Here is a 13458-nt window from a genome sequence, read left to right on the forward strand (position 1 = left end):
ATCGGTTCGCGGTGGAATCTAAATTACGCTGCACGTTGGTGGGCGATTCGGTGACGGAGGTGGCAGCGCAGAACTGGTATAGTGCATCTCTTTGCCATCTCCGTGGCGGTGTAGTCGCTGGTCGGCGTGGGTGTGTGTCTTGAGCATGAGTATCAGGGTCTGAGTCGTGGCGCGACGAGCTGTGGATTCGCTTCGACCGCGTTGTGCAACGCGACGTGGAACGGCAGCCACGAGATGGCGTTCTGTGAGAGGTCCGACGCCGCTGCCCCGTCAAGCCCGAGCGTCAGTCGGGTGCGGGCGTACAGCGCGTCGAGCGACCCAAGCCCGAACGAACCCGTTGCCCACCAGTCGGGTTCGGCGAGGATGGTCTCGGGTCGGGCAACCCCGACACTGGTGTCGAGGGACTCTTCCAGGCCGTTATCCAGCCAGTCGGGCATCTCTGGCACGAGGTCCTCCACGTCGAACCGTTCGGCCGGCGTGGTCGGTGTCGGAGCCATGAGGTAGTGGTGATACGGATTGTTCACGAGCATGACTGGGTTCGTGCCGTCGAGTGTCGGCATCCGGCTCTCGGCTTTGAGCCAGTGATACGCCGTGTAACAGACGCGGTCGACGTTGCCCTGCTCGTCGACGGCGACGTACAGGGGTTCATGGTCGCCACGGTGACTATCGAGGTCCGTCAAGCCGGTCTGGTGGGTGTACGACGCCCAGTAGCACGCCCAGTCGTACTCGAACTCCGGGCTGGAGGCCCGCCAGCCGTAGAGGCCGAGAAAGCGCGACCGCGTCTCGGAGTCCATCGCGAGGAGCGGCTGGTAGCGTTCGAGCCACGGCTGGTCGTAGCCGATGGTGACATGCTCCGGAATCTCCTCAAAGTGGTCGGCTGCCACCGTGCCCGTCGCGAGTGTCGTGGCAGCGAGCGCGCTGCCGGTCGCGGTGAGCACTGCACGACGCGTCGGCATTAGTCACCACCCAGTCCCAAACTGTTCAGGACGCCGTAGAAGAGGCCCCCCGAGCTGTCCGAGAGTGTCTCCACCCCGGCGTCACGCGCGGTCGCCTCGGTCGTCATGGCGTCCGCTTGCGTCTCCTCGCTCGGTGTGTTCGCGACCGCGTCGCCGAGGGAGACGTAGCCCGCGCCGACGGCCGCCGACGTGGCGTTCGGCATCCGCGTCGCGGTCGACTGCAGCCGCTCTTCGACGGCCGCCGGGTCACCAGCGAGCGTCGAGTCGGCGTCGAGCAGGACCGCAATCGCGCCGGAGACGTGTGGCGTCGCCATCGACGTGCCCGAGAGTGTCTTTGTCGTCAGTGTGCCCCGGCTGTCGTAGATGGGCGCTTGCACGGCCGTCCCTGGCCCGACCACCGACACTGTCCGGCCCTCGGTCACGCCGTTGCTCAGGTCAAGCCCGTTGTCGGGACCGACCTGACTGAATGACGCCGGGAGTGCCGTACTCGCGTCGGCTTCGACCGTTGCCGCGCCGACCGCGATGGTCTCCTCGGTCGCGTCAGCCGGCGACGCGAGGAACTGGATGCCCTTCATACGCGAGTTGCCCGTTGCGACTGTCACAATCGAGCCTTCTTCCTGTGCGTAGGCGACAGCGTCCGCGATTTGGCTGTTGTACACCGGCGCGCCGAGGCTCATCGAAATCACGTCGGCGTTCTGGTCCGCGGCGTACCGAACGGCGTCCGCGATGTTGCTGCTATCCCCACTGCCGCGTTCCGGATCGAGCGCCTGCAGCACGAGGAGTTCTGCGCCCGGCGCGACACCGTCGAGCGAGTCGTTGGCGTGATTCGCCGCGATGGTCGCTGCGACGTGGGAGCCGTGGCCGCCCTCGTCGTCAATCGCCGCAAAGTCGCCGGCCGGCACGTCCACGGATTCGCCGGAGACGAACGACTTCGACGCGTTCGAGATGCGAAGGTCGCTGCCTGCAGTCCCGTCACCGAATACGCGGCCATCACCGACCGACGCGCCAGTGTCGACGACCGCGACCGTCGTCCCTGCGCCGGTCTCCGTGACGCCATCGGTCTGCATCGCGTCACGGGAGTCGGCCAGACTAGTCGTTTCGTAGTCGCCGGCGAAGGCGAGGCCAGCGCTTGCATCGAGCGTTCCGCCACCGAGCGCCGCGTTCAGCTGTGTGAGCCGGTCGCCCGGAGCCTGATAGCCGTCGGCGCTCGTCAGTTCAACCTCTGGCACCGGGACGGTAATCTCCGGCTCGATGCTCGACACGTAGTTGCGTGCCGCCAGGCCGTTGTTCAGGAGCCGGTCGGCAAGGCCGGTCCCAATCGCTGTCGGCGAGGCGGCGACGACCGCGTAGCCGTCACTCGGAGCCTCGATGAGATGCCGTTGCTCCGAACTCATCGCCCAGTCCTCGAGCTTGCTCGCGTCCGATTCGTTGTCGAGTTCGACCACCCACGACGGCTGGCCGTGGCGGAGAATCGTATCGTCCGGGCGGTCGAGCGCACTCGGCCCGAGTGTATCGGCACCGAAGACGCCCATCGCGGACGGCCCGGTCGCCGCAGCCGCCGCCACGGGCGACGCGACGAGTAGGAACGCGAGGCCGGCGACGATGAACGTCGGATTTGTGTTGCTCATGCCGACTCACCCCCGTTGCGGCGGCGACGGAGACTGAGTGGGATCAACCCACCGAGCGAGAACCCGCCGATGTGAATGAGCGGTAGGTCCTGGCGGAGGTTATCGAAGTCCCACACAATCGACTCCCAGAAACTCGGGTTGGCTGTCGTTGACAGCGTCACAACACCGTTCGCGTTGGTGAGCGTGTCGGCGGTTGTGCCGTCCGAGCGCACGTCAAGCGTTGCAAGCGAGTTTTCTGCCCCCGGCGGGACAGCCGCGCCGTTCACGCGGAAGATCGCGTCGTCGCCCGGTGCGGGCGTGTGCAACACCACGTTCACGCGGCGTTCGAGCGCACGTTCGTCTGGCGCACGGACGACTGCCACGGTCACATCGGCACTTGGTGCGAGTTCGAGCCCGCTGGTGTAGACGTGGAGCGAGCCAGGAATCTCGGCGTTCTCGCCGATGACCGCGGTGATGGTCGTCTCCGTGCCAGCGTTCGATTCGACGCGGGCGCTGTCGATGCCACCCGTCAGCGCGTAGGTCCCCGTCGGCCCGGAGACCGTCCGGACCCGCGGCACATCCTGCTCATCGCTACTGGCGGCATCGAGGTACTGGACCTCGGTGAACTGGTTGCCAGCACTGTTCGAGAACGTTGTCTCGATGCGGTAGGCTCCGGCACCGCTCGTGCTGAATTCGAACTCACGCCCATCGAGGGTCGGCGTGATAGTCGACCCATCCGGCTTCGTGATGGTCACGGAGTCGAGGCCACCGAACGCGGTTCGGTCGGCGGGCACAACCTCGCCGGTGACGAGTTCACTCGGGCCGGGCGACAGTGTCGAGAAGCTCATCGAATCGAGTTCCGGAATGTTCGCCGTGAACGCCGGGTTCGTCACCGTCGACGTGGACGTGCCGAGCCCAGATGGCGTTGCCACATCGAGTTGGACCTGTGCGACATCCATCTCGCCGAGCGGGTAGTCCTCCAGCGCAACGGTCGTGCCTGTCGGGCCGTTCGTCACGGAGAGGTAGTCGCTGTCCGTCGAGAGTATCTCCGTCTCACCGCCGTCCGACGGCGTGACGCGGACAGAGAGTGCATCAGACCCAACTGAGTCACTAAACACGCCGGTGTTACCAATCGACCACGTCCGCGAGAGGAGGTTTTGGCCGTCCTCCTGGACGGTGTCGCCGGACTCCTGCAGCACCTCAACAGTGGACTGCACCTCCGTGAGCGACTGCTGCATCGCCTGGACCTGACTCTTTAGCTCCTCGTTGGAGAGCTGGTCCAGGTCGAGTTCCTCCGCAACCTCGTCAGCGTCGACCTGCTGGTCCAGGTTCTCACGGTAGAGGTCCATCAGCTGCTCGTTGTTGTTGCGCAGGCCTTCGAACTGCGTCGCAATCTCTTCGAGTTTCTCGCGGCTCGTGCCGTCCAAGCCCTCCTGCAGCGCCTGTGGCAAGTCCGAGAACGTCTCATTCTTCAGTTCGTTCAGATACGCCTCGAACTGGTCCTGGTAGGCCGTCGCGTTGCCGAACGGATTGGTCGAGACCTCCGTCATGGTGATGTCGAGGTTTTCCGCCGGGACGCTCGCCCGCCGTGGTCGCGTCGGGAAGTAGACAGCGGGTGCGTCCTCGCCGCTGACGGCGTTCTGGAGGCCCGTCTGCGTGCGGTTGAACGCGTACTGCCCGTCGGGGTACTTGTACGCCTGCACGATGACAGTCTCCGTGCGGTTGTCAAGCACAGCGCGGAATTCACCATCCGCATCCGTGCTGCTGGTGATGCGTTGGAACGCGCCCGAATCGAAGGCGTTCTTCGCCTGTTGAGAGGCGTCTGTCAACCGCTGCTCCGTGCTGTCGACGCTATCCTCAACGCTGTCGCGCACGTCAGCGCGAATCTCCTCGGAGAGGAGTTGGATGGGGTTCCCCACCTTGATCACGTACGAGATGTCGCTATCCACGACGCTGACACGGTAGAAGCCATCCGACAGCGCAACCGTCCCGTAGTTCAGCGCGCTTGGGTCCCCAAGCCCGCCGCCCTGCCGCTGGTCCAGTGTAACCGTCGTCCGCGAGGTCGCGTCCTCGCCGACAAGCGGCTCGACGACGACTGCGGCGTCGTTCTCGAACGTCCCGAAGACCTGTGAGTCGTACTCGCCGTTGAGGAAGCCACTGTTGCGGCCGTCTGTCGGGTCGACAGCGGTCAGCATCACCTGTTGGCCGGCGTCGATATCACGCCAGGCGGGCTCGCTGAGTTGCGCGGTGTCGAAGTACGAGAACCCACTGTTGGCTGAGATGTCCTCGCGCGTGTACACGAGTGGGTACTCGCCGTCGAACTCTGACGGCTTCGCGTTCGCACCGGTCAACTGGAAGCCGTCCGACTGCTGCGTTTGGAACGCACTCGGGATGTCAGGGATAGAGTCGCCGACGAGTTCGTCAACGCGCTGCTGGATGTCTTCCTGTGTTGGGGCCTCACTCAGCGTCTGGTTGAGCTGGTCTTCGACGGCCTGTTGCTCGACGCTGACGACTTCGACCGTCGCGTTCGAGACTGGCGTCCCTGCCTGATTGGTGACGGTGCCAGTGACGACCTCGCCGCCACGGTCGCCCGGCCGGACAACATTTGTCTCGTTGAGCTGCTCCGGTGGGTCGTCTTCCCAACTGACAACCTCTTTCGGATTTCCAAGCCGAATGCCCATCAGTCGGCCGCCGGGTTTGAGTCGGACGAACCAGTCTTGGGTGACGCCATTGTACGTTGAGGTGATTTTGAGAATCCCTGACGGGGGTGCTTGGAAGCGAGCGTTAGAGGTGTAGTTGCCGTCGAGGTCTTTGTCGGCGTAGCGTGTCCACGTCTCGCCTTCTTGTGGCCCGCTGATAACCTCGAAGTCAAGTTTCGTGCCCGGTGCGCCGTAGATATCCCAGCCGAGCGGTTCGCCGTTTTCATCGGTTTCGTCAACCTTCCAGTAGTGGATATTGAGCGAGTCGTGTTTGTTGTCGTACTTCGCCGGCTCCATCGTGATGGTGTCGCCGATGGTCCCGGTCGCTGGCCCGTCAGCTCTGCTTGAGTAGACGGTTACCTGGCCGGAGGCAGCAAGTTCGTAGTTGCCCTGTGCGTCGGTGTAGCCGAGCACGTTGCCGTTCTGGACGAGTGGTGCGCCGGGGACCGGTGAGCCGTCAGAGGTTTCGACAGTGCCGGTGGTGGTCTCTGGGATGTACTCTGCGGTGTAGGAGACATCATCCACATAGTACTCGCTTTTACCTACCGCCGCAACGTCGGGGATAGGTATGTCTGGTTGACTGATTGTTTTTTCGTACGTTTCGCCATTCCCTTCGACAGTAACCTCAATCTGGTTATTGTTTCCAGCAATTCGGAAGTCAAATGTCCCAGGTTGTGTCGTCACGCCCTGGATAGGGTACTCATTCGTTACACCATTTTTATCAACAACAATATCGATAGCTTCGTCAGCAGTATTAAGATTGACAGCCAGCAAATCGCCACCATCAGGATCTCCGACTTCAAACCCACCAGGATTGACATATTGGTCCTTTGTCTCTGACCGAATAACGGTGCCCTCTAGCGTGAAATCCGCTGTTGTGCCCGTCGCGGAGTGACGAGCGCGTCCAGTAAGCACCTTCTTTCCGTCTTGCATCACCACCTCACCATAATAAGGCGTAGACCAGCCTGCCGGCAGTTCTCCAGTCGGGGTTGATTCGAAGTCTTGCGTGAAGTCAGAGTCTGCTGTCGCAACACTCGCCTCAGACTGCCCGGTCGGCGACATCGTCCCGAGCGGCACGCCACCGACAACAACGAATGCGGTCATCGCGACAATTGCGACCGACCGCCCCGAGGGCGACCGCCGCCGAACTTGCCCCACCAACTCCCGCGGCGCGAACGCAACTGTCGCGCCACCGAGTGTGAATAGCCCGACCGTCGCAATCTCGCCCCACGGCGCGGTCTCGGGCCACCCGCCCACGGTGAGCACGCCACCGACGTTCGCGGCGGTGACGACCCACGGGCCGAGCGCGAGCAGGCTGGCCATGCCCCAGCCGACGTGCTGATTGACCCGATGCTCGTCGGCGACGAGGCGCGTAGCCACCTCGCTTGCCCCAGCGACGAACGCAAGAAAGACGGCGGCCCAGAGCGGGTAGCCGCCGGTTTCGATGAGCGTGCGCGAAAGCGGCCCGATTTCGGTTGCCTGTGCCGTCCCGACGACGGTGCGTGTCAGCGTCACGTCGACGACGACGCCGGCGAGGGCGACGGCGCGCAGCCGGGAGAGCGACGTGTGGCGAGTGATGCGACTGGTGATGGATGTGTGCTGTGTCATGGGTGGCCTCAGTCCTCGTAGTAGTCCTCGACGCTGCCAGGGGAGGTGACGGCAAGCGTCAGGTCGGCGATGATATCCACGTCACTCGTGTCTTGGGCGGCTTTCTGCTGGCGGGCCTGTTCGCGAAGCCGGTCACATTCGCGGTCGCGCAGGCTCTCGCGAGCGCGCCAGAGGTCGAGACACGCCTCGACGATCTCCATGAACGTGTCACGGGGCTGGTCGCCCAGCTCGACCCATGTTCCGAAGCCGCCGGCGAGCGCGCCAGTTTCTTCGTTGACGCGGACGGCGGTGAGTTGACTCGCTACCGGGTCGGCCGGCGGGTAGGCGTCGGGCGCGGTGAGTTCGATGTCGATGCCGTCTTTCCGGGCGAGTCCGCAGAGTGCGGGCGCGCTGTTGGCAAGCAGCCGGTGGGCTTTCCAGGCGGCCTGCTCGCTGGCGGTTGCGCCAGTGGTGTCGTGGCCGGTCTGGTCGTCGGTGCCGTCAACGTCTTCGCCCCACCAGTTGCGCCCGGCGTAGGGTGAGCCGGACCCGGACTCGGTGGTGCTGGTGTCGGTCGACGGCGCGGTCGCTGATGGATTAGTTGACATGGTGTGAGTGTGAGAGTTGGAACTGCGGACGCATCGCGACGGCCGGGACAGCCGCCGCCGTGCGAGCGGACCGGGTCGGCCTGTAAACCGCCGGTCGTCAGCACGTTCCCCTGCGCGGGACGGACCCGCCGCGAGCGTGTTACCACCGCTTTGGCACGACTCCCCTTAGCAAAATGGCCGTGTATACATCGCTGTGCGCGTGGAGGTCGTGGCTAGTGTTAGCTGGCTTATCAAACACGCGTTTGTGAATAACAAGCGTGCTTGTGAACCGCCGGCACGAAGCGGTACTCGCCAGAATTACTACTTAAACAGTTCTCTCAAATCGGGAGAATGAGCGGGAGGATTTAACATTCATGGGCGCGTCACTACGGCTAGACCGCGCGCTGACGCGACCGGTGGCTTGTGCTCTCGGTCGTTGACGAGTCCGCAAGGAGAGAGAACGGAGGACAGTCACCACCTGTCCAGCCTCAAGAGTACGGTTGCGTGTCATGCTCAAAAATCCTTGGGCCGGCTCGGTGTCTGACGCGCTGGTTGTCAACCAATATGGAAATTAACAATCTGTTCGACGACGATACAGCCGTCTCGCCTGTTATTGGCGTGATACTAATGGTGGCAATCACTGTCATTCTGGCAGCTGTTATCGGGACGTTCGTGCTCGGACTTGGCGACAACGTCCAGAGTACGCCAACAGCCACGTTTAGCTTCGACTACTCGAACAACGGTGATGAGGTCACCATCACGCACGACGGTGGCGAGACGATTCCGGGAGACCAGTTGGATACGGTGGTAGCCGGTAGCGACGCTAGTAGCGACTGGCCAACAGGAAGTGACATAAGTTCTGGCGACAGTATCACTATCAGTAGTGGTCTTAATGCCGATGACGAAATCCGTGTCGTCTGGAGTTCGACCAACGGCGATACGACCCAGACACTTGCGAGTAGTGAAGTTCCAAACTAACTGACGAACTCCCTGCTGTGCAGCCGTTTTTTCACGACGACACTACCCGGTAGCTGCGGCGGCGTCCATACAGCGATGTGTTCGGCCGGCTATTCGAAACGCTAGCCCAGCACACGCTGACAGGCTCGCCTGACGCGGATATTTCTCACACCGAGAAGATACCCATCAGTCTTTAATAACAGTGGAAGTGTACATACAGATAGACCGCGCGCTGACGCACCCGGTGGCTTGTGCCTGCGGGTGTCAACGAGAGCAAAAGGAGAGAGAACGGAGGACAGTCACCACCTGTCTATCCTCAAGGAGATATGTTGCGCGCATATCTCGCCCCCCTCTACTGGCTCGGTGTCTGACGTGCTGGTTCCAAACATACAATGAATATCAAACAACTGTTCGACGACGATACAGCCGTCTCGCCTGTTATTGGCGTGATACTAATGGTGGCAATCACTGTCATCCTTGCTGCGGTGATTGGCACGTTCGTGCTCGGACTTGGCGACAACGTCCAGAGTACGCCAACAGCACAGTTCAGCTTCGATTACGATACAGGCGCATCACCGGCTACAGTCACTATCACGCACGACGGTGGCGAGACGATTCCCGCAGACCAGCTGGAAATCGTGACAAGTAGCAGTGGCAATGGCGGCGATTGGAACAGTGCAGGCACCGGTACCACAGTAACTGACGTGAGTTCTGGTACGAGCCGCACTATCGAGTACGCTACCGGTGAAGAGATCCGTGTTGTCTGGAGTTCGGGCAACGGCGACACGACCCAGACGCTTGCGACCAGCGAAGCACCGAGCAGCTAACGACCGCTTCACGCAGCCCTTTCTTTCGCGACCACAACACTCGATAGCCCCGGGTGTGTCAATTCGATAATGCTCCCCGACCGCCCCGACCGCGAACGCCGGCTCGCAAACACCTACGCCGACAGAGGCGGCCAAACGGGCTGGGAGCGCGTCGAAGACTACCGCGAAATCCGTCGGTACTGTGCAGAACACCCCAACGACGGGTCCCAAGCCGTTGCGACCGCGATGGACATGAAACGCGGGCGGATTCGCGGCTGGGTTGATGCAACAAGTCGTCCCGAACCGGCCCACGCAATCGAGGTAGCCGACCAGCACGGCTGGCTGGACTGCGAGCTGTCCGACCGAATCGGGGCAGCGTGGACCATCGCGCATGCGTGGGTGTGTGCTGGTGGGTCGCTGTCTGGTCCCTCATTCACCGCGCGGTTTGCCCTCGGAGACGACGATCCAGCTGCGGCACTCCGTGAGGCGCTTAATGTGCTCGGGATGGCGACGACTGAGCATGGGGACCCGGACGCTGGCCGTGGACGTGAACTCCAGCCAGCAGCGAATGGCTCCGTATTCGGGCGATTCTTGTACGGTATCCTCGACGCGCCGCTCGGGGCAAAAGCCGATGGGGACCGCCGCGTCCCGACATGGGTGCAGGATGCGCCGCCAGCCGTCGCGCTCCGGTGGCTCCAGACGCTGGTCAGCGTTCGTGGAACACCTGTCGACACGGAACAACACGCCTACGCGGTCAGGCTCCAAGCGGAGCGCCGCGGCGACGCGTGGTGGCAGGGACTGGCAACACAGATGCGGCGTGTGTGCCCGGCTGACTCGGTGACGCTCGGGGAGCAGAGTCTGCTACTGCGCCCGGAGGCAGCGGCGGTCCTCGACCAGCCGCCGACACTGCCGGCGCTGGAGAGCTAGATCACGGGGCGAGCGGTCTCGCCCCAGTTGCGTCTGTCTTGCGACGGGACACAAGTATGAACCCGCGGTAGGGGTCTGTTCATCCCCGCGCGGCACTCTGTTCTCACGGCCAGTACGCATAATTCTGCCGGGTGGTCGCACCAAATGAAGTAAATGAAGCAAATGAAACGACCCGTTGCATTTGATAACCCCATGAGTTGTAATCGCACATATGCTGCAGAACGTCAACGCGTTCCGCCTCGACGAGCCGCCGCGCTCAGTCGTCGGGCGGAACCCTGAACAACAGGCGCTATCGCGCTGTCTCAAGCCGATTGCCGATGGTGACCCCGGACAGTCAGCGGTGCTTGAGGGGCCAGCGGGCGCGGGGAAGACGACGGTCGCGCACTCCACGCTCACGCGCCTGCGCGAACAGTCGATTGCGGCCAACACCGCCCACGTCCACTGCTCGGGCATGTCGCGGTACACGCTGCTTGAGACGCTCGGCCGGGAGACAGGCGTCGGGCCAAGTGGCCACGCACGGTCGGCCGCCGACATGCTCGACCGCCTGCGTGAGTTGACCGAGCCGTGGGTCATCGTGCTCGATGAGGTCGACGGTCTCAAAGACCGCAGTGCGATTACCGATATCTGGTCACTGCGTGAGGTGACGTTGGTCGCGATTACGAACAACGAACCGCGACTGCAGGCGGCGCTCGACGAGCACGGCAAATCGCGAATTCGTGCCATGACGACCATCAGCTTCGATAGCTATTCCGACGCCGAACTCATCGATATCATGCGGGAGCGCATTGAGTGGGGCCTGTCGACCGCCGGCACGGTGCCCGACGACCAGCTCGAACTGATTGCGCGTGCCGCCGATGGCGATGCCCGCAACGCGATTTCGATTCTCTCCCAGTCAATTCGCGCGGCCGAAGAAGATGGCCGGACGACTGTGACGCGCGCCGACGTGGTGGAAGACGGTATCGACCGAGCAGCCGAAGAAATCCGGGACAAGCAACTCAGCAAGCATTCGCACCACCACCGCGCGGTCTTCGACGCGCTGGACGATGGCGGCGAGTGTGGGCTTGAGACGCTCTACGAGCGGTACACGCAGGCCGTGTCGGACCCGCGCAGCCAACGGCAGATGTCGAACTATATCTCAGACCTCGTCGAGTACGACCTTATCGAGCGCCGGGGGCCGCGACAGGACCGGACGTTCGTCACGCGACCGCCAATTACGATTTCATTAGAAAACCACCAGACACCGTAGCGACTCGCCAGCAAATGAAGCTCATGAAGCAAATGAAACGCCCCGTCTGTACTGATACGTGGCAGGCTGGTAGGCCGACGTATGAGTGCCGATGCTGCTGGCGACCCGGATTACGACCTGATTGCTGAGGAGCTCGGGCTGAACAGTGATAGCGGACCGGAGACCCATCTGCGGAAGTGCGTGACTGAACTCCGCGAGGCGCTGGCGCGAGCGGCTGGACGTGGTGAGTACGAGCACACAACGGCGTCCGCCTCGCGACTCGTCGGCTACCCCGCACCGGTCGTCGGTGAAGCACTCCGGGCGATGGCTGCCGACGCGCCCGATCTACTCGAACACACAGACGACGGGTGGCGGTTCATGCCGCCGGAGGAAGAGTGAGGCCGGTTTCGTTCGTACGCGATACGAACGACGTGGCACTTACTCGTCGGAGTGAAACCAGCGATAGAGGAAGGCAGGGCCGCGCCGACTCCGGACCCCTTTCTCGGCCATCGTCAATTCGTCATCACCGCCAGAAGAGTCGCACATGGTCACTCGTCATCATCCGGTTTCGACTGGTCATCGAGCGGCGAGGAAATACCGAGGAATCTGAAAAATCGTCGCAGTCGCTCGGAACCGTGGCGACTGTACTCAACAGAGATGTCGTCTCTGTCAACGCCTTCCGGCGTATAATCCACCGCACTCGAACCTCCGTCGTCGGTGGTTTGACTCATATTACCAACGTTACTCACTCACTCCTCATTAGTCTTAGTACTAGAATACTTCCGACAGAGACGGCGGCTGCTATCCCTGGTGCAACCCATATTGAGAGGTCAAATCCCCGAACAGTGATGAGCGATAATGACGAGACAGTCAGGAAGATTATACCAATAAGCAGCAGTAGCGACGCATACTGGAGATATCCTCGATTCCGGTCAATCTCTCTATCGAGCTCATCAATCGCCTGCGAGACCGTGATTACCGCACGAAACGTCCAGACTTCAGTATCGGTCTCACCGCCGCCCGGTGTAATGAGATTCTTTGTCACGTCTTCCGGGACAATCGTCTCTGCATATATCCCGACGGAGACGATGCCCGCGACGAGTAGTGAGAGGACGCCGAGTCCCCCGGTGAGCAGGGCGATGGGATTGAGTGACCCAACTGCATCTGGGCCGCTCACAGCGACCGCCGACGCGACAAAGCCGAGGACGATGACTACTGTTCGAGCAGTCCGCATCGACTTATCGTCGATTGCTTCGAGTCGGTTGTACTTTCGGTCGTACTTCCGACGCGCAGCAGTCAGTAGCTCTGGGAGAACGTCAGAATCGGGCCGAGCCACAAACGACACCCCGTGGAATCATATGGTGACTGTGGTTAGCGGTTCGGTAAAGGAATTCCCGTTGTCCGTGGACGAATACAGAGATGCGGGAGAAAGGAGCGAAACGACTACTCTGGTTTGGTTAACACTGCAGTCGGCAGTTCGTCGGTCACATCGACAGCATCGAGCGTCTCGGTCCCAACGGGCCGCCACACACAGCCGGTCCACTCCTCCTCACGCCGGACAAGGCCATCCTCGGTCTCGCGAATCACCAGCCGCCGCCGTGGCCCACGGACGGGTGTGTACGCCACGACCAGCGCGTCGTCGGGCTGGCTCATGCGCCCAGCGCGCGCTCGACCATGCCACTGAGGCCCCCGTACAGCCGCTCATCGAACCCGTAGGCGTCATCGTAGGCCGCGACGAACTCGTCGAGCGTGCGCTCGCGGGCGTCCCAGACGTACTGATGGACAACACGCCCGGCGTCGGTGTCGACGACGTGCACGGTGTGCGTGCGGACGCTCGCGACGAGATCACAGCCGCCGGCGCGCCCGACGAGAAAGTAGGCCGGCCGCTGGCCAATCTTCTGGCTGGAGATGTGTGGTTGATCGGACGGTGCAACAGATTTACTGGGGTCGGAATCGGATTTGCTCATGCTTGCTTGCAGGGCCAGGGTCGCGTGGGTGCGCCAACACCCGGGCGACCACACCTCGCTTCTGGTGTAATCACCCGCCAGCGACCGCGTTCCCTATCAAATACGTATAGCGGGAGCTACTTAGTTATTGTGCAAACAAG

General features: G+C 62.4%; 12 protein-coding genes. 5 read left to right on the forward strand and 7 right to left on the reverse strand.

Annotated features, from left to right (window positions below):
- Positions 1–152 precede the first annotated feature (152 nt).
- The 4 genes from DM818_RS13410 to DM818_RS13425 are packed head-to-tail and all read right to left on the reverse strand — an operon-like array spanning position 153 to position 7457.
- Positions 153–956 carry a hypothetical protein gene (locus DM818_RS13410; RefSeq protein WP_153952742.1) on the reverse strand — a complete coding sequence of 268 codons (804 nt, stop codon included), beginning with the start codon at positions 954–956 and terminating at the stop codon, positions 153–155.
- On the reverse strand, positions 956–2584 hold the full coding sequence (locus tag DM818_RS13415) for a S8 family serine peptidase (protein WP_153952743.1): 1629 nt from the start codon (positions 2582–2584) through the stop codon (positions 956–958). The genes DM818_RS13410 and DM818_RS13415 overlap by 1 nt, the downstream gene beginning before the upstream one ends.
- Positions 2581–6870, reverse strand: a complete 4290-nt coding sequence (locus DM818_RS13420; RefSeq protein WP_153952744.1) for a hypothetical protein — start codon at positions 6868–6870, stop codon at positions 2581–2583. Before DM818_RS13420 ends, DM818_RS13415 begins: the two co-directional genes overlap by 4 nt.
- A gap of 8 nt (positions 6871–6878) precedes the next feature.
- Positions 6879–7457: a hypothetical protein gene (locus DM818_RS13425; RefSeq protein ID WP_153952745.1), complete on the reverse strand. Its 579-nt coding sequence runs from the start codon at positions 7455–7457 to the stop codon at positions 6879–6881.
- Positions 7458–8000: 543 nt separating this feature from the next.
- On the opposite strand from DM818_RS13425, the gene DM818_RS13430 reads away from it, so the two are divergent.
- From DM818_RS13430 to DM818_RS13450, 5 genes are all read left to right on the forward strand, one after another.
- Complete coding sequence (locus tag DM818_RS13430) at positions 8001–8414, forward strand: type IV pilin (protein WP_153952746.1); 414 nt, start codon at positions 8001–8003, stop codon at positions 8412–8414.
- Between the two features lie 371 nt (positions 8415–8785).
- Positions 8786–9220: a type IV pilin gene (locus DM818_RS13435; protein ID WP_153952747.1), complete on the forward strand. Its 435-nt coding sequence runs from the start codon at positions 8786–8788 to the stop codon at positions 9218–9220.
- Positions 9221–9289: 69 nt separating this feature from the next.
- A complete protein-coding gene (locus DM818_RS13440) occupies positions 9290–10126 on the forward strand; it encodes a hypothetical protein (RefSeq protein WP_153952748.1) in 837 nt (278 codons plus the stop codon).
- A gap of 211 nt (positions 10127–10337) precedes the next feature.
- On the forward strand, positions 10338–11372 hold the full coding sequence (locus tag DM818_RS13445) for a Cdc6/Cdc18 family protein (RefSeq protein ID WP_153952749.1): 1035 nt from the start codon (positions 10338–10340) through the stop codon (positions 11370–11372).
- An 81-nt stretch (positions 11373–11453) separates the two neighbouring features.
- Positions 11454–11750, forward strand: coding sequence for a hypothetical protein (locus tag DM818_RS13450; RefSeq protein ID WP_153952750.1), 297 nt, complete (start codon positions 11454–11456; stop codon positions 11748–11750).
- A 346-nt stretch (positions 11751–12096) separates the two neighbouring features.
- On the opposite strand, the gene DM818_RS13455 is transcribed toward DM818_RS13450, so the two are convergent.
- From DM818_RS13455 to DM818_RS13465, 3 genes are all read right to left on the reverse strand, one after another.
- Positions 12097–12687, reverse strand: coding sequence for a hypothetical protein (locus DM818_RS13455; protein WP_153952751.1), 591 nt, complete (start codon positions 12685–12687; stop codon positions 12097–12099).
- 107 nt (positions 12688–12794) lie between these two features.
- Positions 12795–13004 carry a hypothetical protein gene (locus tag DM818_RS13460; protein WP_153952752.1) on the reverse strand — a complete coding sequence of 70 codons (210 nt, stop codon included), beginning with the start codon at positions 13002–13004 and terminating at the stop codon, positions 12795–12797.
- Positions 13001–13318, reverse strand: coding sequence for a hypothetical protein (locus DM818_RS13465; protein WP_153952753.1), 318 nt, complete (start codon positions 13316–13318; stop codon positions 13001–13003). Before DM818_RS13465 ends, DM818_RS13460 begins: the two co-directional genes overlap by 4 nt.
- Positions 13319–13458 lie beyond the last annotated feature (140 nt).

The sequence above is a fragment of the Halosegnis longus genome (assembly GCF_009663395.1).
GTDB classification, from domain to species: domain Archaea; phylum Halobacteriota; class Halobacteria; order Halobacteriales; family Haloarculaceae; genus Halosegnis; species Halosegnis longus.